The 19,916-nt window shown below is 65.3% G+C and carries 20 protein-coding genes and 1 tRNA gene; 4 read left to right on the top strand and 17 right to left on the bottom strand.

Annotated elements, in window-relative coordinates; all coding sequences use genetic code 11:
• The first annotated feature begins 84 nt into the window (after positions 1 to 84).
• Positions 85 to 261 carry a hypothetical protein gene (locus LB557_RS27480; RefSeq protein ID WP_023772044.1) on the top strand — a complete coding sequence of 59 codons (177 nt, stop codon included), beginning with the start codon at positions 85 to 87 and terminating at the stop codon, positions 259 to 261.
• Between the two features lie 39 nt (positions 262 to 300).
• On the opposite strand, the gene LB557_RS27475 is transcribed toward LB557_RS27480, so the two are convergent.
• The 11 genes from LB557_RS27475 to LB557_RS27425 form a co-directional block, all read right to left on the bottom strand.
• On the bottom strand, positions 301 to 609 hold the full coding sequence (locus tag LB557_RS27475; protein ID WP_015314705.1) for a UBP-type zinc finger domain-containing protein: 309 nt from the start codon (positions 607 to 609) through the stop codon (positions 301 to 303).
• Positions 610 to 679: 70 nt separating this feature from the next.
• The gene (locus LB557_RS27470; RefSeq protein ID WP_140660298.1) at positions 680 to 2,359 is read right to left on the bottom strand and encodes an FAD-dependent oxidoreductase; all 1,680 of its coding nucleotides are present in this window, start codon (positions 2,357 to 2,359) and stop codon (positions 680 to 682) included.
• A gap of 151 nt (positions 2,360 to 2,510) precedes the next feature.
• Positions 2,511 to 2,595: transfer RNA gene (locus tag LB557_RS27465), tRNA-Leu, on the bottom strand.
• A 73-nt stretch (positions 2,596 to 2,668) separates the two neighbouring features.
• Positions 2,669 to 3,289 carry a 2,3-bisphosphoglycerate-dependent phosphoglycerate mutase gene (locus tag LB557_RS27460; protein ID WP_015314707.1) on the bottom strand — a complete coding sequence of 207 codons (621 nt, stop codon included), beginning with the start codon at positions 3,287 to 3,289 and terminating at the stop codon, positions 2,669 to 2,671.
• A gap of 87 nt (positions 3,290 to 3,376) precedes the next feature.
• On the bottom strand, positions 3,377 to 4,216 hold the full coding sequence (gene dapB, locus LB557_RS27455; RefSeq protein WP_015314708.1) for a 4-hydroxy-tetrahydrodipicolinate reductase: 840 nt from the start codon (positions 4,214 to 4,216) through the stop codon (positions 3,377 to 3,379).
• A complete protein-coding gene (locus LB557_RS27450) occupies positions 4,213 to 6,072 on the bottom strand; it encodes an ABC transporter ATP-binding protein (RefSeq protein WP_224642016.1) in 1,860 nt (619 codons plus the stop codon). The genes dapB and LB557_RS27450 overlap by 4 nt, the downstream gene beginning before the upstream one ends.
• A gap of 77 nt (positions 6,073 to 6,149) precedes the next feature.
• The gene (locus LB557_RS27445) at positions 6,150 to 7,196 is read right to left on the bottom strand and encodes a glucokinase (RefSeq protein ID WP_224642014.1); all 1,047 of its coding nucleotides are present in this window, start codon (positions 7,194 to 7,196) and stop codon (positions 6,150 to 6,152) included.
• A 182-nt stretch (positions 7,197 to 7,378) separates the two neighbouring features.
• A complete protein-coding gene (gene mepA, locus LB557_RS27440; RefSeq protein ID WP_224713132.1) occupies positions 7,379 to 8,464 on the bottom strand; it encodes a penicillin-insensitive murein endopeptidase in 1,086 nt (361 codons plus the stop codon).
• Between the two features lie 64 nt (positions 8,465 to 8,528).
• Entirely contained in the window at positions 8,529 to 9,437 is a 909-nt protein-coding gene (locus tag LB557_RS27435; RefSeq protein WP_224644035.1) for an SDR family oxidoreductase, read from the bottom strand.
• Positions 9,434 to 10,588, bottom strand: a complete 1,155-nt coding sequence (gene queG / locus LB557_RS27430) for a tRNA epoxyqueuosine(34) reductase QueG (protein WP_224644034.1) — start codon at positions 10,586 to 10,588, stop codon at positions 9,434 to 9,436. Before queG ends, LB557_RS27435 begins: the two co-directional genes overlap by 4 nt.
• Positions 10,569 to 11,261, bottom strand: coding sequence for a glutathione S-transferase family protein (locus LB557_RS27425; protein WP_015314714.1), 693 nt, complete (start codon positions 11,259 to 11,261; stop codon positions 10,569 to 10,571). Before LB557_RS27425 ends, queG begins: the two co-directional genes overlap by 20 nt.
• Positions 11,262 to 11,493: 232 nt before the next feature.
• On the opposite strand from LB557_RS27425, the gene LB557_RS27420 reads away from it, so the two are divergent.
• Complete coding sequence (locus tag LB557_RS27420; RefSeq protein ID WP_015314715.1) at positions 11,494 to 12,300, top strand: undecaprenyl-diphosphate phosphatase; 807 nt, start codon at positions 11,494 to 11,496, stop codon at positions 12,298 to 12,300.
• A 117-nt stretch (positions 12,301 to 12,417) separates the two neighbouring features.
• Here the strand turns inward: LB557_RS27420 and LB557_RS27415 are convergent, their stop codons facing one another.
• Together LB557_RS27415 and rsmI are read right to left on the bottom strand one after the other, a co-directional pair.
• Positions 12,418 to 12,795 (bottom strand): YraN family protein, encoded by a 378-nt coding sequence (locus LB557_RS27415; protein ID WP_015314716.1) that lies wholly within the window; start codon positions 12,793 to 12,795, stop codon positions 12,418 to 12,420.
• A gap of 81 nt (positions 12,796 to 12,876) precedes the next feature.
• Positions 12,877 to 13,773 carry a 16S rRNA (cytidine(1402)-2'-O)-methyltransferase gene (gene rsmI, locus LB557_RS27410; protein WP_015314717.1) on the bottom strand — a complete coding sequence of 299 codons (897 nt, stop codon included), beginning with the start codon at positions 13,771 to 13,773 and terminating at the stop codon, positions 12,877 to 12,879.
• 165 nt (positions 13,774 to 13,938) lie between these two features.
• Between rsmI and LB557_RS27405 the strand changes: the two genes are divergently transcribed.
• Positions 13,939 to 14,124, top strand: a complete 186-nt coding sequence (locus LB557_RS27405) for a hypothetical protein (protein ID WP_015314718.1) — start codon at positions 13,939 to 13,941, stop codon at positions 14,122 to 14,124.
• A 7-nt stretch (positions 14,125 to 14,131) separates the two neighbouring features.
• Positions 14,132 to 14,320: a hypothetical protein gene (locus tag LB557_RS27400; protein WP_140660304.1), complete on the top strand. Its 189-nt coding sequence runs from the start codon at positions 14,132 to 14,134 to the stop codon at positions 14,318 to 14,320.
• A gap of 104 nt (positions 14,321 to 14,424) precedes the next feature.
• Here LB557_RS27400 and LB557_RS27395 read toward each other — a convergent pair whose 3' ends face one another.
• The 4 genes from LB557_RS27395 to LB557_RS27380 all read right to left on the bottom strand — a co-directional run bounded on the left by LB557_RS27395 (position 14,425) and on the right by LB557_RS27380 (position 19,735).
• Positions 14,425 to 15,594 (bottom strand): trans-sulfuration enzyme family protein, encoded by a 1,170-nt coding sequence (locus LB557_RS27395; protein ID WP_140788843.1) that lies wholly within the window; start codon positions 15,592 to 15,594, stop codon positions 14,425 to 14,427.
• A complete protein-coding gene (locus LB557_RS27390; protein WP_224644033.1) occupies positions 15,591 to 17,030 on the bottom strand; it encodes a pyridoxal-phosphate dependent enzyme in 1,440 nt (479 codons plus the stop codon). The genes LB557_RS27395 and LB557_RS27390 overlap by 4 nt, the downstream gene beginning before the upstream one ends.
• Before the next feature lie 841 nt (positions 17,031 to 17,871).
• Positions 17,872 to 19,215, bottom strand: a complete 1,344-nt coding sequence (locus tag LB557_RS27385; protein ID WP_224644032.1) for an FAD/NAD(P)-binding protein — start codon at positions 19,213 to 19,215, stop codon at positions 17,872 to 17,874.
• 31 nt (positions 19,216 to 19,246) lie between these two features.
• Positions 19,247 to 19,735: an RrF2 family transcriptional regulator gene (locus LB557_RS27380; protein WP_140619852.1), complete on the bottom strand. Its 489-nt coding sequence runs from the start codon at positions 19,733 to 19,735 to the stop codon at positions 19,247 to 19,249.
• Between the last annotated feature and the right edge of the window lie 181 nt (positions 19,736 to 19,916).

Below are 19,916 nucleotides of genomic sequence, written 5' to 3'. Positions count from 1 at the left end.
CCTGCGTTAACGAAGTCGGAAGGAGTTGTTTAACCGTTGACGGCTATGTGACCTCGCGGGGGGGTCCATGGCAAAGTGGGTATGATGAGCGACAGCCCCGACAAGCGCAGCGAATGGCGCGCCATCCTTCATGTACAGGCCCGCATCGCCGTGCTGTTCGTTCCGGTCGTGGCCAGCCTGCTGCTCATCGCTGCCCTTGCCGGCAACGATCGCAAGTCCGTTCCGGATGTCGACCGAACTGTTACGGGCTCGGTGCGATAAATCAGGCCGAACCCGCTTTCCCCCTGCTCTTCGCAGCATTCAATAGAAGCGCGGGATCGGGCCGTTCTGCGGGGTGGTGCGGTCGCCGAGGTCCAGAAAAACCTCGTCGACGTAGCACCAGCCCCAGCCTTCCGGCGGGTCGTAACCCTCTATGACGGGATGGCTGGTGGCGTGAAAATGCTTGGTGGCGTGGCGGTTGGGGGAGTCGTCGCAGCAGCCCACATGGCCGCAGGTGCGGCAGAGCCGCAGATGCACCCACCACGAGCCGCTCTTCAGGCACTCCTCGCAGCCGAGCGCGCTCGGCGTCACGTCCTTGATCCCAGCGGCGTGCTTGCATTCATCCGCCATCACACTCTCCCGACCTATCTCTCATTCGAAGCATGATCTTTTCCGAAAACCGGTTTCCCACTTTTCGGGATCATACCTGAGGCGCGCCGGCCTGGCTGCCGTCCCGCGCAAGAAATGCATGCAGCGCCGCCACCACCTGGGCGCCCTCGCCGACAGCCGCCGCGACGCGTTTGACCGAGCCGGAGCGCACGTCGCCGATGGCGAACACGCCGCTGCGGCTGGTCTCCATCACGCCATGGGCCGATGCTATGTCCGATCCGGTGCGGATGAAACCCCTGGCATCCAGCGCCACGTCGGATTGGGCGAGCCAATCGGTGTTCGGGTCGGCGCCGATGAACAGGAAGAGATGGCGGATCGGCCGCGTCGTCGAGGCGCCGCTCGAGCGGTCGCGCCAGCGTACCGTGGCGAGATTGCCTGCCTCGCCGTCCAGCGCCTCGATTTCGGCGCCGGTCAGCACCTCGATGTTCGGCTGCGCCCTGATGCGCTCGACGAGGTAACGCGACATCGAGGCCTCGAGGCTGCCGCCACGCGCCAGCAGCGCCACTTTCCTGACCTGGCTGGCCAGGTAGACGGCCGCCTGGCCGGCCGAATTGCCGGCGCCGACCAGCGCCACTTCCTGGCCGCCGCAAAGCCGTGCTTCGATGGGCGAGGCCCAATAATGCACGCAGGTGCCCTCGAACTCGGCGAGATTGGCGACATCGAGGCGGCGATAGCGCGCGCCGCTGGCGATCACCACCGAGCGCGTGCGCACCGTCTCGCCGTCGCCGACCGCGAGCTGGTAGCGCGCGCCGTCGGTGGCGGCACCGAGCAGCTTCACCTCGTCGGGGATGACCATCTCGACGCCGAATTTCTGCGCCTGGTTGTAGGCGCGCGCCATCAGCGCCATGCCGGTAATGCCGGTGGGGAAGCCGAGATAGTTCTCGATGCGCGCTGAGGCGCCGGCCTGGCCGCCGAAGGCACGGCAATCGAGCACGATGGTCGACAGCCCTTCGGAGGCCGCGTAGACCGCCGCCGCCAGACCAGCCGGTCCTGCGCCGACTATGGCGACGTCATAGACCTTGCTGGCGTCGACCGGCCGCAGCAGGCCAATGCAGCGGGCGAGGTCTTTCTCCGCCGGATTGAGCAGCAGCCTGCCATTCGGGCACAGCACGACCGGCAGGTGGTGGGGATCGACCTGGAAGTGCTCGAAAAGCGTCTTCGCGCAAGGATCGGTTTTGGAATCGAGCACGCGGTGGGGCTGGCCGCTGCGGGCGAGAAAGCCTTGCAGGCGAAGGACGTCGCCATTGTCGGCAGGTCCGACGATGATGGGACCGATCGTGCCGCTCTCGAGCAGCCCGACGCGGCGCAGGATCAGCGCCCGCATGATGCGCTCGCCGAGATTGGCCTCCTGCACCATCAGGTCGCGCAGTCGCTGCGACGGGATGACGAACGCCTCGACCGGCTCGGCCGCCTGCGCATTGACCAGCGAGGGACGGGCCGAAAGCTGCGCCAGCTCGCCGGCGAAGCTGCCCGGGCCATGCGTGACGATCGTCTCGCGCCGGCCAAATTTGCCGTCCTGGGTGATATCGACCTTGCCCGCCAGCACCACGATCAGTCCCGGGGACACATCGCCGGCCTCGAAAATGTGCTCGCCGGCGGCATAGGCACTGGCCTCGCCGAACCGGCGCATGCGCTCGATGTCCGCCTCGGCGAGGACGGGAAAAGCCTGGTCGCGGCGGGCGCCGAAGATCGCGGTGCTGGATTGAGACATGGTCGCGAGCGTAGCGAAGGGGGCGCGCGGTTTGAAGCGGTTTGTTCGGGGACTGGCCAGGAGGGCAGGTCATCGGGCAAGAAAAAAGCCCGGACGAACCGGGCTTTTTCTCAGGGTTTCTGAACCGATCGAATGGTTCAAAACGGGAATTTGGTGCCCAGAAGAGGACTCGAACCTCCACTCCTTGCGGAACACGGACCTGAACCGTGCGCGTCTACCAATTCCGCCATCTGGGCTGGTGCGGGCTCAATAAGCGGGCAAGCGATTGCTGTCAACGCGCTTTTTTAAACCCGCTGCTCGCTTGCCGGCTTAGCCTTCCAGCACTTCCTTCGAAGCCACGGTCGAATCGGCGTTGAGCTGGTAGATCACCGGCACGCCGGTGCCGAGTTCCAGCTTGACGATCTCCTCGCCCGACTTGCCGTCCAGCGCCATGATCAGCGCGCGCAGCGAATTGCCGTGGGCGGCGACCAGCACCGTGCCGCCGCGCAGCACATGCGGTTGCAGATCGTGCAGGTAATAGGGCCAGACGCGGGCGCCGGTGTCCTTCAGGCTTTCGCCGGCGGGCGGCGGCACATCATAGGAGCGGCGCCAGACATGCACCTGCTCCTCGCCCCATTTCTGGCGCGCGTCGTCCTTGTTGAGGCCGGAGAGGTCGCCATAGTCGCGCTCGTTCAGCGCTTGGTCGCGAACGGTCTGCAAGTCGCTCTGGCCGACCGCGTCGAGAATGTGCTGGCAGGTTTTTTGCGCCCGGGTCAGCGCCGAGGTGAAGGCGATATCGAACTTCAGGCCGCGCGCCTTGAGTTTTTGGCCGGCGGCCTTGGCCTCGGCATGGCCCTGCTCCGTCAGGTCGACGTCGCGCCAGCCGGTGAACAGGTTCTTCAGGTTCCATTCGCTCTGGCCGTGGCGCACGAGCACGAGGGTTCTCGACATTTTTGCTCCTCTGGGGTCTGAGCATTCCAGGAAAAGTGTGTAGCGGTTTTCCGTCCTGCGTAAGAACGAAGATGGTTCAGGGTCGTTTCAGGCAAGCCCAAGCACGTCCCGCATCGAATACAGTCCCGGCTTCTGGCCATGCGCCCAAAGTGCGGCCTTGACGGCACCGCGGGCGAAGATGGCGCGGTCCTCGGCATGGTGCGACAGCGTGATGCGCTCGCCGGTGCCGGCCAGGATCACGCTGTGGTCGCCAACTACCGAGCCACCGCGCAGCGTGGCAAAACCGATCGAGCCGGTTTGTCGCACACCCGTATGGCCGTCGCGCGAACGCACATCATTGCCGGCCAGCGCGATGCCGCGCCCGGCGGCGGCCGCTTCGCCGAGCAGAAGCGCCGTGCCCGAAGGCGCGTCGACCTTGTGCCTGTGGTGCATTTCGAGGATCTCGATGTCGAAATCGTCGGCGTCGAGCGCGCGTGCCGCCTGTTCGACCAGCACCGCCAGCAGATTGACGCCGAGGCTCATATTGCCCGACTTGACGATGGTCGCGTGGCGGGCGGCGGCAGCGATTTTCGCGTTGTCGTCGGCCGAACAGCCTGTCGTGCCGATGACATGGACGATGCGCGCCTGCGCCGCGTAACCGGCGAACTCGACCGTCGAGGCCGGGGTGGTGAAATCGAGCACGCCGTCGGCCCTGGCGAAGACCGGCAACGGATCGCTGCCGATCGCCACGTCGATGCGGCCGACGCCGGCGAGTTCCCCCGCATCCTTGCCCAGGTGAGGCGAATCCGGGCGCTCGACCGCGCCGATGACGCGGGCGCCCGGAATGGCGTGGATGGCGCGGATCAGCGTCTGGCCCATGCGGCCGGCCGCGCCGACCACCACAAGGCCCATATCGCCGGCCGGCTCGCCTGATGTGGTCTCGCTCATGGCGTGCTCCCGGCGATGTCCTGGGTCTCTAGTTCCTGAACCGAAGTTTCGGCCGGGGCGCTGTCGTCGATAAGCCCCAGGCCCTTGACGCCCTGTATCCGGTGGAAACGGGCATAGACGCTGTGCGGGTCGGCCATCAGCGAGGCATGCGTGCCCTCTTCGACCAGATGGCCCTGTTCCAGCACGATGATGTGGTCGGCATTGACCACGGTGGACAGGCGGTGCGCTATGACGATGGTGGTGCGCCCTTCCATGACCTTGGTGAGCGCCTGCTGGACGCGCGCTTCGGCCTCGTTGTCGAGCGCCGATGTCGCCTCGTCGAGCAGCAGGATCGGCGCCTGACGCACGATGGCGCGGGCGATCGACACGCGCTGGCGCTGGCCGCCGGAAAGCGTAGCGCCATTCTCGCCGACCGGCGTGTCATACCCTTGCGGCTGCTGGCGGATGAACTCGTCGGCCGCCGCCAGCCGCGCGGCCTGCTCGATCTCGGCATCGGTGGCCGAGGGGCGGCCATAGCGAATGTTGTCGCGGATGGTGCCCTCGAACAGATAGGGCGCCTGCGAGACATAGGCTATCGAGCCGCGCAGCGACTGTTTGGTGACCTTGGAAATGTCCTGGCCATCGATCTCGATCGTACCGCTCTCGACGTCGTAGAAGCGCTGCAGCAGCGCCACCAGTGTGGTCTTGCCGGCACCGGAGGCGCCGATGACGGCGGTCATCTTGCCGGCGGCGGCGACAAAGCTGAGGTCCTGAAGGACAGGCGTCTCCTCGACATAGCGGAAGGACACGTTGTTGAAGCGAACTTCGCCCGTGGTGAAGTTTGCCTTGGTGGCGCCAGGCGCGTCGGCCTGCTTCGGCTCGAGGTCGAGCAGTTCGTAGATCATGCGTGCGTTGACCAGAGCCCGTTCCATTCCGACCTGCATGCGTGCCAGGCGGCGCGCCGGATCATAGGCCAGGATCAGCGCCGTGATGAACGAGAAGACCGCGCCCGGCGGCTGCCCGAGAACCAGAGCCCGATAACCGGAATAGGCGATGACGGAGGTGACGGCGAAGCCGGCCAGCATGTCGGAAATCGGCGACAGCCGTTCGGAGACGCGGGCAATCTTGTTCGAGCGCTGTTCGGCGTCGCTGGCGAGCTTGCCGATGCGGCCGGACAGTTCGTCCTCCATGGTGAAGGCCTTGACGATGGCGATGCCTTGCGTGGCTTCCTGCACGGCGCCGATCAGGCGCGAATTGATCAGCACGGATTCGCGGGTAATGCGCCGCACGCGACGGGTGAGGTAGACGACGGCCCAGATCAGCGGCGGTCCGATCAGCAGCGAACTCAGCGACAGGACCGGATCCTGGTAGACCATGACGCCGAGCAGGCCGATCAGCGTCACCGCGTCGCGGGTGATCGAGGTCAGCGTCAACGACAGGAGGTCGCGGATGCCGCCGACGTTTTCGTTGACCTGCGCCGCCAGCCGGCCGGAGCGTGTATCATTGAAGAAGCCGACGCCGAGCTTCATCAGGTGATCGAAAATGCGCTTCTGGTAGCGCGCCACCAGATTGTTGCCGATCTTGGCCAGCGCCACCGCCTGGCCATAGCCGGCAAAGCCGCGCAGCAGGAAGGCCGCCATGAAGCCTGCGCAGATCCACACGATCGCGTCGCCACGCCGTTCGTAGAAGATCTGGTTGACCATCGGGGCCATGATCCAGGCCGTGAAGGCGGTCGTGCCCGAAACGATGAGCGAGCAGGTGATGACCATCACATAGGTCCAGCGATAGTCATGGCTGTTCTCAGCGAGAATGCGGCGCAGCACCGCTGTGACCTCGCCGGGCCGGGCTTTCAGCTTGTTTGGAGTTTGAAGTGTCAAATCAGAGGGCTTTGTCGGTTTCGCTTCCCGTGGCCGGGCAATTCGGCACCCCTATTACCGCCAAGCAGCCGGCTTGCCTATGCCTTGGGGTGGCTAACTTCGTCGCGCCAGCGCCGGCCCGATGTCTGGACGCCGAACAGCGAGGGGTTCCTGGCATAGGCGGCAAGGCCGAGAAGGGCAGCCAGCGGATGGGTGATGACATAGACCGGCATGGTGCGCATCAGCGCGCTGTGCGGCGCCTTGTCCTCGAAGGCGGCGCGGAAATTGCCTTGCTTCAGCGCCGGCACGATCTTTTGCGCGATGCCGCCGGTTAGGAACACGCCGCCCCTGCTCATGAACACCAGCGCCAGGTCGCCGGCGGTGCGGCCGAGGCAGGTGACGAAGGTCTCGAGGGCTTCCTGCGCCACCGGATCGGTCTTGGCCAGTGCCGCACCGGTGACTTCGGCCGGCGTGGTGAAGGGCGACGGCTTTCCATCCGCCTTGGCCACCGCCCGGTAGACGTTGACGAGACCGCGTCCGCACAGGATCTGTTCGCCCGAAATGCGGCCCTCGAGCTTCTCGATATGCGGGAAAACCTCGAAATCGCGCGGTGTGCGCGGCCCGATGTCCATATGGCCGCCTTCGCCGGGCACCGGGATCCAGTGATGCAGCGCGTGGACCAGCCCGGCGACGCCGAGCCCGGTCCCGGGGCCAAGGACGACGCGGCCGGCATTGGGCTCCGGCGCGCCGCCGCCGATCTTTTCCATGTGCTCTTCGCCAAGCGCCACGACGGCCAGCGCCTGCGCCTCGAAATCGTTGAGCACGACAATGTCGCTCAGCCCAAGATTGGCGAACATCTGCCTCGGCTTGACGACCCAGGGACAGTTGGTGAGCTCGATCTCGTCGCCGTCGACCGGGCCGGCCACGGCCAGCACCGCCGAATTGGGGCGGACCGAGGACCGATCGAGCACCGCCGCCTGGATCGCCTCGTCGATGGTGTTGTAATTGGCGGTCTGGACGATGATCGGCTCGCCGGCCTCGGAATTGGCGTCGAGCACGATCGAAAACCGCGCATTGGTGCCGCCGATATCGCCGATCAGGATCGGAAACCGCAGCAAAGTCTCGTCATCGCCCGTGCTTGGCATGCTCTCGTCCGTCCCCGGCGCCCGCGACGGCATTCGCCGTTCCTGCGTTGACTAGCGCATGAGTTTGAAAAGGGAAACGGTTTTCGGGCCTGGTGGCGCGCAGGGACAGGTTCTGCGGCCAAACGGCCACTGTTTCATGAAAACGGGGGCTAAACCGATTGAGCCTGCGGGTGGCGCGCCAATCACTTCGCTGGCGGCCGTGGCCGCGGCACCGGTACGCCGACCTCGGGCGTCGCGGTGAAGGCGTTCACCGCGCTTGGCAGGCCGGCGGTGCCGCTTGCCGTGACGGCGGGCAGCGACGGCGCTTCCGGCTCAGGCACCGCCACCGCGACCGGCACGGCGTCGCCGTGATAGGTCGCGGCCTCGGCCGAGGCAGGCCCCGGCGCGTCGAGCACCGCGCGGCATTCCCTGGGCAGGTTGGCCATCGTCATCAGGTCACGTGCCTTGGGCGCATCCGGGTTCTTGTTCGGTCGCCACGGCTCCTGCGTGAACCACCAGGCCAGCGGCTTGCCGCAGCCATCATCCTCCGGCGTTGCTTCCTGCGCCTTGCAATTGGGCGAGCCAGGCTGGCAGCCGATGCGCATGTGGAAATGGTAGTCGTGGCCCCAGAACGGCCTGATCTTGCGTAGCCACGAGCGGTCACCCCTGACCGTGTCGCAGAGCTTTTTCTTGATGCCGGGATTGACCAGGATGCGCTCGACCTCCGGATAGCTCGCCGCGCGCTTCAAAAGCCGCGTGTGCGCCGGCGTCCACAGCGCGTCCTTCACAAGATGCGTCTTGTCGTCGACCATCAAGGTGGCGCTCATGGTCTCGCGCTGCGCCCTGGTCATGGTGCGGTCGGGCATCGGCGTCAGCCAGATGTCGGCGTCGAGCCCGATCTGGTGCGAGGCATGACCTGATAGCATCGGGCCGCCGCGTGGCTGCGCGATGTCGCCGATCAACAGGCCCGGCCAGCCGTCGGCGACGGCGTCGCGCGACAATCTCTCGATCAGCGCGATCATCGCCGGATGGCCCCAGCGGCGGTTGCGCGATGGCCGCATCACCTGCCAGGTCGGACCATCCATGGGAATGGCGACGCCGCCGGCAAAACAGCCCTTGGAATAGAAGCCGAAGGATTGCGGGGCGGTGGCCGTCGGCAGCTTCTCGGCGCCGAACAGGTCTTTCGCCCGCTCCTCGGCCGCTGCCGGCTGCGCGGCCAGGCCTGCCAGAGCCAGCGCTGCCGCCAATACCGCATTTCTGGGGCAAAGCGACCGCATCGATGATTTCATGAACCGCACCCCCGTGCCTGCAATCGCCGAATCATACCACGCCAAGCGCCACGCTTCGATCATCCTATCCCTTCACGCCCCTCATCGGGCTGCGCGGCGCACCGTCACGCCAGTCGCCGCTTGCCCACATATGGTCGAAAGCGGCGCGATAGTCGGGAAAGCGAAACCGATAGCCCGCCGCCTTGATCGCCGCATTGGCGACCCGCTTGTTCTCGCCATAGAAGGACCGCGCCATGGGCGAAAGTTGGGCGGTGTCGAAGGGAATTTCGGGCGGCGGCTCAACGCTCATCAGATGTGCGGCGTAGGCGACGACATCCTGCGGCGGCGCCGGCTCATCGTCGGTGACGTTGAAGATGCCGCCTCTATTGCCGCTGATCAGAAGCCACAGCGCGCCTGATATGTCGTCGCAATGGATGCGGTTGAACACCTGGTCCGGCTTGACCAGCCGCCTGGCAGTGCCGTTCTCCAGATTGACCAGCGCGTTGCGGCCGGGGCCGTAGATGCCGGACAGCCGCAGGATCGCCACTGGGCGCCCGATGTCCTCGCCAAGCCTCAACCACGCCCGCTCGGCCTCGACCCGCATCACCGAACGCTTCGACACCGGCCGGCAGGCGGCCGTCTCGTCGACCCAGGCGCCGCCATGATCCCCATAGACGCCAACGGTCGAAAGATAGCCTATCCATTCCAGCGCCGGCATCCCTGCGATTGCCTGGCGAGCGGCATTCAACACCGGATCGCCGGCTTCTTCAGGGCCGACCGAAACCACCAGATGCGTGGTTTTCTCCAGCGCAGCGCCGATTTCGTTCGTCAACTTGCCGTCGAACAGCAGTGGGACGATGCCGGCCTGGCGCAGCGCTTCGAATTTTTCCTCGGAGCGTGTCGTGCCGAAGATGCTGGCGGTTCCCCTATTGGCGCGGGCAAAGGCCTTTCCGGAATAACCGGCACCGAAAATGAAGACCTGTTTTCCGCTCATGCATGCGCCCTGCTTGGCCGCGCCAGGCGCCATTCCTCGCGCACCGCCGCGTCGTCCTCACTGTTCAAGCCGTTCGCGGCCCGTTCGGCATATTCGGTTTCCGGCACCAGCCGCGCCAGCGCCCATATTGCCGCGCCCCGCACCAGCGGCGAGGCATCGCCGAGCAGGTCCCGGACGACGCCGACGAGCGCGCCGTCGCAGGAATTGCCGGCGGCGATCAGCACGTTGCGGACGAAACGGTCGCGGCCGATGCGTTTGATCGGCGAACCGGAAAAGAAGGCGCGGAAGCCGGCATCGTCGAGGGCCAAGAGATCGGCGAGCGGCGGCTCGCGCAGATCGTCGCGCGCGGCGAGCTTGGCCTCGGATGCGGCGCGGGCGAATTTGTTCCAAGGACAAGCGGCGAGGCAGTCATCGCAGCCATAGATGCGGTTGCCGATCTTTTCCCGAAATTCATGCGGGATCGGCCCCTTGTTCTCGATCGTGAGATAGGAGATGCAGCGCCGCGCATCGAGCCTGTAGGGCGCGGGGAACGCGTCGGTCGGGCAGGCGTCGAGGCAGGCGCGGCAGGAGCCGCAATGGTCGATCTCGGGCTTGTCCGGTTCCAGTTCGGCCGTGGTGAAGATGGTGCCAAGGAACAGCCAGGAGCCGTGCTCGCGGCTGACTAGGTTGGTGTGCTTGCCTTGCCAACCCAGCCCCGCTGCTTCCGCCAACGGCTTTTCCATCACGGGCGCCGTGTCGACGAAGACCTTCACGTCGCCGCCGGCGCGCGCGACGATCTTGCCGGCGATCTCCTTCAGCCGGCCCTTCATGACCTCGTGATAGTCGCGGTTTTTCGCGTAGACCGAGATCGCGCCGCGATCGCGCCTGGCCAGCACGTCGCGCGGATCATGGTCCGGCCCGTAATTCATCGCCAGCACGACGATCGAGCGCACGTCGGGCCACAGCGTGGATGGCTCGCCGCGGCGCGCAATCGTCTCGGCGATCCAGTCCATCGAGCCGTGAAAGCCGTCGGCGACGAATTCGGCCAGGCGCGCCGGCGCCAGCGGGATGGCGTCCGGGGTGGTGACGGCGACCGCGTCGAAGCCGGCGCGCCGCGCCTCCGCGTCGATCAGCGCGCGCAGTTTCGACGCGTCAGAAGTCGAGATCCGCATAGTGCGATACCGGCGACAGGCCGCGCACGCGGTCGGTCAGGAGCGGCCGGAAGGAGGGCCGCGACTTCACCCGCGTGTACCATTCGCGCGCGGCGGGGTGTTCGCGCCAGTCGATCTCGCCGAGATAGTCGAGCACCGACAGCGTCGCGGCGGCCGCCAGATCGGCATAGGTGACCCTGCCGCCGGCCAGCCAATGACGGGTGCCCGCCAGCCAGTTGGTGTATTTCATGTGCTGGCGGATGTTGGCGCGCGCGGCGCGGATGGCGCCTGAATCGGGCGAGCCGCCGCCCGCCGTTTCCGGCATCACCGGCTTCAGCACGCGTTCGCGCACCAGATGGCGCGTCACTTCGCTTTCGGCCTTGTTGAGATACCAGTCGATCAGCCGGCGGATTTCGGCGCGCTGCATCGGATCCTCGGCGAACAGCCGCTTGTCGCGCTTGAGCACGCCGCGCGTCTCGTCGAGATATTCGGAAATCACCGTCGCGCCGATGATCGGCACGTCACCTTCGGCCAGCAGGATCGGCAGTGTGCCGGCCGGGTTCAGCGCCAAGAACTCCTTGCGCCGCGTCCACGGCTTTTCCTCGATCAGCGCCAGCTCCTCGCCATACTCGCCAAAGGCGAGGCGGACGAAGCGGCAGGTAGCGAACATGGGATGGTGGAAAAGCGTCAGCATGGTTCCGCGATGATAAAGCGCACTGGTGTCGTTCAGAATCCGGAATTCGCGCGTCGCGCTCGTTCCAGGTATGGCGAATTCCGGATTGCCACACTGGCGAATCGCAGGGCGCACCGGTAAGTCTTGGCCGCCCGGCTATCGGGCCGTCAGGGGTGTTGCGACCTATAGGGGGACTTCGGCGCCATGACAAGCAAGCCATTCTGTTAGCCGTCACGCCAATGCCGAGGTAGAAATGGAAAGCCAGACCATCGTCGAAGCCCTGCTGCTTGGCCTGCTGGAGGGGTTGACCGAATTCATCCCGGTGTCCTCGACCGGCCACATCCTGCTCGCCGGCCATTTCCTCGGGTTCCAGTCGACCGGCAAGGCCTTCGAGATCCTGATCCAGCTCGGCGCCATCCTGGCCATCCTCAGCGTCTATTTCCGGCGCCTGTGGCAGATGCTGCTCGACCTGCCGCATGACCGGCTGACGCGGCATTTCGTCATCGGCATCCTCATCGCCTTCCTGCCGGCGGCGATCATCGGCGCGCTGGCGCATGATTTCATCAAGACGGTGCTGTTCGAATCACCCCGACTGATCTGCATCATGCTGATCATCGGCGGCGTCGTGCTGCTGGTCGTCGACCGCATGAACCTCAAGCCGGTCTATCGCGACGTCGAGCGGTTCCCGACCAGACTCTACCTGCAGATCGGCCTGTTCCAGTGCCTGTCGCTGATCCCCGGCACGTCGCGTTCGGGTTCGACCATCGTCGGCGCGCTGCTTCTGGGTGTAGACAAGCGGGCGGCGGCGGAATTTTCCTTCTTCCTCGCCATCCCGACCATGGTCGGCGCCTTCGCCTTCGACCTGTTCAAGAACCGCAACGTGCTGACCTCGGCCGATCTGCCGATCATCGCCATCGGCTTCGTCGCCGCTTTCGTCACGGCCTTGGTCGTGGTGCGCTACCTGCTCGACTACGTCTCGCGCAACGGCTACTCGCTGTTCGGCTGGTGGCGCCTGGTGGTGGGGATCGTCGGGCTGGTGGCGTTGATGATCTGGGGGTGAGGAGCGATCCGCGAAGCGGACAAAAAGCCAATTGCTTGGCTTCCTGAGCAACGAATGGTGAAGGCCCGAAGGGCAGGGAGCCTGCGAAGGGCGAGCAACGCCCGTCGGTACCCCGCCTCAACTCCTCCCGTAAAACGCATTCGGGACATGCACCGGCCAGCGCCAGGGCAGCACGGCGACCATGTCGAAGCGCATCGACAGCCTGCCATAGTCGGGCTGCCGCGACAGCCAGATGTCGGCAGCACCCTCGATGCGGCGCTCCGATTCGTGGCCGATCGCCTCCATGGCCTCAATCAGCGTGCGCCGCGCCTTGACCTCGACGAACAGGACGAGGTCGCCGCGCCGCGCAATCAGGTCGATCTCGCCGAAGCGGGTGCGGTGGCGGCGCGCGAGAATCCGGTAGCCCTTCAACATCAGCGCGGCCGCCGCCAGCCATTCGCCGCGATGGCCGCGCCGGTAGGCCTTTTGGCGGCTGGCGCTCGGGCGCTCAGCCACCGCTGGTTTCTCGTTGCTCGGCCATGATTTTTGGACAAACGGAACCGTTTGTCCGAGAAAACCGTTTTCCGCTTTTCGCGATCATGGTCTGTCCTTGAGCTCGAGCAGCCGCCGATATAGCGCCTGCTTCTGGCCGCCGGTCATTTTCGCCGCTTCCGCCGCCGCCTTGGAGGCGGGCATTTCAGCGGCGAGCGACAAGAGCAGGCGATCGATGTCTTCAGGTTCGTCGGCCTTGGCCTCGGCGGCGCCGACGCAGACGACGATCTCGCCCCTGGGCGTATCGGCCCCCGCGTAGTGGTCGGCGAGCGCCCGCAGCGTGCCGGTGCGCATCTCCTCGAACGTCTTGGTCAATTCGCGGCCGATGGCGGCCTTGCGCTCGCCGCCGAGCGCCTCGACCATGGCGCCGAGCGACTCGGCCAGCCGGCGCGGCGATTCGAAGAAGATCAGCGTCGCCGGCACGGCTCTCAGGGCCTCCAGCCGGGCCAGCCGTTGTCCCGATTTAACCGGCAGGAAGCCGGCGAACAGGAAAGCGTCCGACGGCAGGCCCGACGCCGTCAGCGCGGCAAGCGGCGCCGAGGGGCCGGGGATCGGCACGACGCGGATGCCGTGGTCGAGCGCCTCGCCGACCAGCCGGTAGCCGGGATCGGAGACCAGCGGCGTGCCGGCATCCGAGATCAGCGCCACGCTCTGGCCGGCTTCGAGCGCCGCGATCAGCTTCGGCCCGGCTTCGCCCGCATTGTGTTCATGATAGGCCGTGGTGCGCCGGCGGATGCCGTAGCGGTCGAGCAGCACGCGCGACACGCGCGTGTCCTCGCAGGCGACGATGTCGGCGGCGGCCAGCGTCTCCAGCGCGCGCAGCGTGATGTCGGCGAGGTTGCCGATAGGCGTCGCCACCAGATAGAGCGCCGGATCGAGCGGACGGGCCGCGATCTCGGTCTGCCCGACCACATAGCTGCGCTTGCCCGTTTCGCCAGTCACCGATGCCGTCTCCGTTCAGCCTGTTGGCTTGCCAAACCCATTTGGCATGGCTGGCGCCGGCTTGCAAAACTCACACCGATGTAAGGCAGTCGCCATTCCTTCGCCACAGTAGGGAACGAAACCGGTTTTGGCAGATTTAGCCCCTGATTCCCAAGGGAGGACAGGATGGACAGCCTGACGATACAGGACGCTTTCGAGCCCTACTATGCCGGCCGCGGCCGAATTGCCGCACGCCAGGACAAGCGGCTGCCAGCCCGGGACGACACCAGCCTGACCAAGCAGGCCGCGATTGCCTTGCCGACGGATGTCAGGCTTTCCGACAACAAACCCGACAGCACGACGGAGCACTGACCGGACGATGCCCAATCGCTTCGATATTTTCATCACCCGTCTCGAAACGAAAAACGCGCGCCACGGCGTGCCGCTATCTCCCATAGGCGACCAGCACCGAGGGCGCCGCGACAAGGACGACGCCAAGCCGGTGCGCTCCGGAGAGTCCCACGCCGAGAAGGATCGCGGAAAGCATCGCCACAAACACGACGCCTGATCCGGTTCAGATCGGCGAGACGACAGTTCATCGTCGTGGGCGGAGCAAGGCGCGACGCAGCGCATGCCCGCGAGCAACACGGGCCTCGGTCAGCCGAAAGGCACTCAGCCCCCCAGCGCCCGATCCAGATCGGCGATCAGATCGTCGCCATCCTCGATCCCCGCCGACAGCCGTACCAGCGAATCCGATATGCCGATCTCCGCCCGCTTCTCGGCGGGAATGGAGCCATGCGTCATCAGCGCCGGGTGCTCGATCAGGCTCTCCACCCCGCCAAGACTTTCGGCCAGCGTGAACAGCTGCGTGCGTTCGAGAAAGCGTTTGGTGCCGGCAAGATCGCGATCGAGCACAGCCGTGATCATGCCGCCGAAGGCATGCATCTGCTGGACCGCGATGGCGTGCTGGGGATGGCTGGCGAGGCCGGGATAGATGACGCGGCGCACATCTTTTCGCGCTTCCAGCCACTGCGCGATCTTCAGGCCGTTGGTGGAATGACGCTCCATCCTCAGCGCCAGGGTCTTCAAACCGCGCAACGCCAGAAAACTGTCGAACGGGCCCGATATGGCGCCGATGGCGTTCTGCAGGAATTTCAGCCGGTCGGCCAGATCCTTGTTGTCGCCGACCACGGCGACGCCGCCGACCATGTCGGAATGGCCGTTCAGATATTTCGTCGTCGAATGGACCACGATGTCGATGCCGAGCTCCAGCGGCCGCTGGATGTAGGGGCTGCAGAAGGTGTTGTCGGCGACGGACAAGATCCCCTTGCGCTTCGCCAGCGCCGCGACGCCTTCGAGATCGACGATACGCAGCAATGGATTGGTCGGCGTCTCGACCCAAAGCATTTTTGTTTCCGGCCGGATCGCGGCTTCGACCGCGGCCAGATTGGTGAAATCGACGAAGGAAATCCGCAGATTGGCCGAGCGCTTGCGCACCCGCTCCATCAGCCGGAACGAGCCGCCATAAATGTCGTCGGTGGCGACGATATGCGCGCCGGCATCGAGCAATTCGAGCACCGTGGCGATCGACGCCAGGCCGGAAGCGAATGCGAAAGCCGCCGAGCCGCTTTCGAGATCGGCCACGGCGCGCTCGAAGGCGAATCGCGTCGGGTTCTGGCTGCGGGCATATTCGAAACCCTTGTGCACGCCGGGCGACTGCTGGCCATAGGTCGAGGTGGCGTAGATCGGCACCATCACCGCACCGGTGAGCGGGTCGTGGCTCTGGCCGCCATGGATGGTGCGCGTCGAAAACGCCAGGCGGTTCTTTCCGGATGTTGTCATCGTGCGCGCCTCAGATGGTTGATCAGGTCGATGCGGGTAATCAGGCCGACGAACTCGTCGCCGTCGAAGATGATGGCAACCTCGTTGCGGTCGAACACCGGCAGCAGCGCATCCAGCGTCTGGCTGGCCTGCAGCGTGTGCAGGTTCGAGGTCATGGCTGTGCGCACCGGGCCGTTGAAGCGCTCCCAGCGCCCGTCATAGGGGCCGTCGACATGGGCAAGGATGTCGCTCTCGTCGACGATGCCGACGAGCTTGCCGTTGTCGAGCACTGGCAGTTGCGAGACATCGGAGCGGCGCATGCGTCCATAGGCGTTGAGCAGGCTCTCGTCCGGCCCGACATAGACGGTGTCGCCAGTGCGGTGAGTGCGCATCACGAGGTCACGCAGGTCGCCATGCTGTTCGTGTTCGGCCAGTCCCTGTTCCGCCAGCCAGAAATCGTCGAACACTTTTGACAGGTACTTGTTGCCGCTGTCGCAGACGAAGGTGACGACGCGCTTGGGCACCGTCTGCTCGCGGCAATAGCGCAACGCCGCCGATAGCAGCGTCCCGGAGGAAGAACCGGCCAGGATGCCTTCCCGGGACAACAGATCCCGCACCGCCAGCATGCTCTGCTTGTCCGTGATGGAATAGGCCTTCTTGACCAAAGACAGATCGGCATTGGGCGGCACGAAATCCTCGCCGATACCTTCCACGGTCCAGCTTCCCGCCTCTTCCATCTTGCCGGTCTTGATCAGCGGCGCCAGCACCGAGCCAACAGGATCGGCCAACACCATCTCCGTCTTCGGCGACACCTCGGCGAAGTAGCGGCCAAGCCCGGTCAGCGTGCCGCCCGAACCGACGCCGACCACCACCGCGTCGACATCCCCGTCAAGCTGCGAGAAAATCTCCGGGCCGGTGGTCGTCTGATGCGCCAGCGGGTTGGCCGGATTGGCGAACTGGTTGGCGTAGAAGGCGCCGGGCAGTTCGGCGGCGATTTTTTCCGCCATGTCCTGGTAATATTCGGCATGGCCCTTGCCGACATCGGAACGCGTCATGCGCACTTCCGCGCCGAGCGCGCGCAGATGCTGGATTTTCTCGCGCGACATCTTGTCGGGCACGATCAGGATGATGCGGTAACCCTTGGGAATGCCGACCTGGGCGAGGCCAAGGCCGGTATTGCCGGCTGTCGCCTCGACGATGGTGCCGCCGGGCTTCAGCTTGCCCTGTTTTTCGGCCGCCGCGATCATCGACAGCGCGATACGGTCCTTGATCGAGCCGCCAGGGTTCTGGCTCTCGAGCTTGATGAACAGCCGGCATTTTCCGGTGTCGAACTTGGTCAGCTCGACGATGGGCGTCTGCCCGATCAGATCGAGCAACGACGCATAGGGCGGCCGGAGGCGCGAGAGCGCCCTATCCGAGGAGCCACTGTCGGCCGTGGTTTTTCTATGCTCACTCATGTCGGAGCCTCCATGGGTCAACCCTAGCGTCTTTTCCAGCCGATCGCAGTTGGAAAGAAGATAGATCGTGCCAATCCGGTGGCCAGACGGGGAATGAAATTCCATGGGGCCGTCATCCAGGCGAGGCGAGGCGGTGCCGACCGAAACGCCAGCGAGACAGCGCCAAGCCGTGGGACTGGACGGCGGCATGATCCGGTCCAGCGAAGGCGTCGCAACCTGATCACCGGCCAGCAGAATTTTTCCGGCGCCGAGACCGCGCGCGCCGTGTGTGAGGCATTTGGGCTGAACGCCATCCCTCCGGCTGGTAGCTGGAGGGACTTCAGTCTTAGTTGAGCAATAGCTAATATATATGTAGCTTGGTCGTGCGGGGGACGATCCCAATCGAAGCCTAACCCGCGATGGCCGGTGCGATCTGCTTCCAACCCAAGCATCCCCGCACCGGCCATTCTTTTGGTCCGAGGGCATAGGAAAGCACTGGCTCGAAACCGGCTGGGGAGGCATTGGGTCACTCGACGGAAGGAAGATCGCGCCTTTTGGCAGGCCGATTCGCATCCCGATTACCGCGGTCCATATCAAGCCACGTATATCTCGATTGACTAAAGTAATGGAACGTCCAATGGACAAGCACGGAACGTTCGAAGACCCCTCGGACCAAGGCCTGCTAGCGCGCAAGACTTTAGTCCTGCCGTTTTATAGTTAAGAACGGAAGTTGTTCAGACCGACATAGGGCCGCTCAGGACGAATACCAGACTACGCCCAGCCGAATATGGTGCGATCACGGAAGACGCTCGCGGCTTAAGGCGGGCACCACTTGCCAAAGACAATCGCCGCCTGGGGTTGTCTACCCCAGCAACCGCTTGCTCAGCCTGGCGCACTGGACTCGGATATCGGGAATGGCGTCGATCTCGAAGAAGGTGCCGCGCGTCAGCGGGCCGACGGCGAGAATTTTTCGCGAAACGGTGCCATCGGCGGCGATGATCTCGCAATTGGGCGAGACGTCAAGGCCGATGCGCAGCGGATCCGGCCGCGCCAGGCCGCGGTCGACCAGCGAGCGCACCACGCTGTTCGACGAGGTCGAGATGTCGCGCACGATACCGGAGCAATCATAGATGCGGGCGACGCCGAATGTTTCGAGGCGCTGGGTGTGGCGCGACTGGACCTCCACCGCGAAACCGTCGCCCGGCGTGACGGCGACGACGCGCCCGGCGAGCGGCCGGATGCGGCCCGATTGCACGGCCTCCGTCACCCTGGCGTAGACCTCCGGTGCCATGCGGTGACGATGGATGTCCCACCAGGCCTTGGTGTGCTCGACGAAGCGGCGCTTGGCCGAGGCCGGCCAGTTCTGCCAGATCTTCTGGTTGAAAGGGCGCAGGCCGTCCACCACGTCGCGCCAGTCGACGCCGGCCTTCTGGTTCTGACGGATGAGGTCGCGGAACCAGCCGACGAAATAGGAGAGCTGGGTGCCAAGCGGGATATCGGCGACGTCGAGCTTGATCGGATTGCCCTTGCGGTGTGGCGAGGGCAGCAGGCCGCGCCGCGACACCGCGATGATGTCGCCGCGATGGCCGCGCTGCTCCAGGGAAAGGAATGCATCGACCATGCTCAAGCCCGTGCCCAGCACCAGGATGCGGCTATCTGGATCGAGCGCGGTGTCGGCTTCCGAGCCCATCCGGATCGCGTGGCCCTGCGCGGGCTGTTCGTCATGGCCGGTAGCGAGCACGGCAAGATGGGCGACCACGCTGGTGCCGTTGGCCAGCGCCACCTCGACCCCGGACGCCGTCGGCGTGATCGACAGGCTCTCCTCACGGATCAGGCGCAGCCGGCCGCTCTCGCGCTCGCGCGTTTCCAGGTCGTCGAGCAATTCCTTGAGATAACGCGCATAGAGGCTGCGCGGCGCATAGACCGGAACCTGCTCCGGTGTCGCAAGCCCCCGCTCCAGCAGCCAGCGCCAGAAATTGCCGGGATCGTCGGCATAGGCGCTCATGCCTGCGGCGCTGACATTCAGCACATGCGCCGACAGCAGCGTCGAATAGGCAATGCCCTGGCCAAAATGCGGGCGTTTTTCGATCAGCGTGACGCGCAGGTCCGGATTGGGCGATTTGAGCAGATGCGCGGCCAGCACGACGCCGCTGGCGCCGCCGCCGACGATGATGATGGAACGGGTCGGGTTGGTTCGCCCGGTCATGCGCAAGCGAGCCCCATGCAAAGTGCCGGCTTCAGGCCTGGACCTTCACCGCGACCGACAGGTCGTTCCGCACTACCGGCAGGTCGTCCCTCGCGACCGGGAGGTCGTCGGCAATGTCGCGCATCTCGGCGAGGCTGCGCTGGTCGAGCACCTCGGCGATCGCCTGCCGGACTTCCAGCATCAGATGTCGGACTTGGCATGTCGCCTCGTTGCAGTCTTCACAGCGCTGATACTGTGTGCGGCTGGCGCAGGGGATCGGAGCCAGCGGACCGTCGAGGACGCGCACGACGTGGCCGACCTTGATCTCGTCGGCGGGCCGGGCCAGGCGATAGCCGCCCTCCTTGCCCTTCCGGCTCTGGACGAAGCCGGCATTGCGCAGCTCGCCCAGTATAGCGTCGAGGAATTTCTTCGGAATGTTGTTGCCGGTCGCGATATCGCCGACGAAGGCGAGCCGTCCGGCCGGCATGTGCGCGAGATGGACGAGCGCCTTGAGGCCGTACTTGCCTTTTTTGGTGAGCATGAACCGAACGTTTCTCTGTCGTGCGATGGCCTTAGGCCATCCGTTGCGAAACGCCTCGCGTGCCTCCCCGCCGCGCCGAAGCCTCCATGACACATAAATTCCAGTGACATGATATACAAGCCAATTGCGGTTAATCTTGCTTGATTTTCAACTCGTTGCGGCGATTTTAGGCCCGCCTTGT

It is taken from the genome of Mesorhizobium sp. BR115XR7A (assembly GCF_020165315.1).
Classification (GTDB): Bacteria; Pseudomonadota; Alphaproteobacteria; order Rhizobiales; family Rhizobiaceae; genus Mesorhizobium; species Mesorhizobium australicum.
Note: the sequence above shows the minus strand (reverse complement) of the source record. Positions and strands in the feature narration are given on the sequence as shown.

Coding starts and splice junctions, on each gene's coding strand:
- LB557_RS27420 (WP_015314715.1), top strand. CDS start 11,494: ATGGAAAGCCAGACCATCGTCGAAGCCCTGCTGCTTGGCCTGCTGGAG.
- LB557_RS27435 (WP_224644035.1), bottom strand. CDS start 9,437: ATGAGCGGAAAACAGGTCTTCATTTTCGGTGCCGGTTATTCCGGAAAG.
- dapB (WP_015314708.1), bottom strand. CDS start 4,216: ATGAGCGAGACCACATCAGGCGAGCCGGCCGGCGATATGGGCCTTGTG.
- LB557_RS27405 (WP_015314718.1), top strand. CDS start 13,939: ATGGACAGCCTGACGATACAGGACGCTTTCGAGCCCTACTATGCCGGC.
- LB557_RS27470 (WP_140660298.1), bottom strand. CDS start 2,359: ATGTCTCAATCCAGCACCGCGATCTTCGGCGCCCGCCGCGACCAGGCT.
- mepA (WP_224713132.1), bottom strand. CDS start 8,464: ATGAAATCATCGATGCGGTCGCTTTGCCCCAGAAATGCGGTATTGGCG.
- LB557_RS27425 (WP_015314714.1), bottom strand. CDS start 11,261: ATGCTGACGCTTTTCCACCATCCCATGTTCGCTACCTGCCGCTTCGTC.
- LB557_RS27380 (WP_140619852.1), bottom strand. CDS start 19,735: ATGCTCACCAAAAAAGGCAAGTACGGCCTCAAGGCGCTCGTCCATCTC.
- queG (WP_224644034.1), bottom strand. CDS start 10,588: ATGCGGATCTCGACTTCTGACGCGTCGAAACTGCGCGCGCTGATCGAC.
- LB557_RS27475 (WP_015314705.1), bottom strand. CDS start 609: ATGGCGGATGAATGCAAGCACGCCGCTGGGATCAAGGACGTGACGCCG.
- LB557_RS27400 (WP_140660304.1), top strand. CDS start 14,132: ATGCCCAATCGCTTCGATATTTTCATCACCCGTCTCGAAACGAAAAAC.
- LB557_RS27395 (WP_140788843.1), bottom strand. CDS start 15,594: ATGACAACATCCGGAAAGAACCGCCTGGCGTTTTCGACGCGCACCATC.
- LB557_RS27480 (WP_023772044.1), top strand. CDS start 85: ATGAGCGACAGCCCCGACAAGCGCAGCGAATGGCGCGCCATCCTTCAT.
- LB557_RS27445 (WP_224642014.1), bottom strand. CDS start 7,196: ATGCCAAGCACGGGCGATGACGAGACTTTGCTGCGGTTTCCGATCCTG.
- LB557_RS27460 (WP_015314707.1), bottom strand. CDS start 3,289: ATGTCGAGAACCCTCGTGCTCGTGCGCCACGGCCAGAGCGAATGGAAC.
- LB557_RS27385 (WP_224644032.1), bottom strand. CDS start 19,215: ATGACCGGGCGAACCAACCCGACCCGTTCCATCATCATCGTCGGCGGC.
- LB557_RS27390 (WP_224644033.1), bottom strand. CDS start 17,030: ATGAGTGAGCATAGAAAAACCACGGCCGACAGTGGCTCCTCGGATAGG.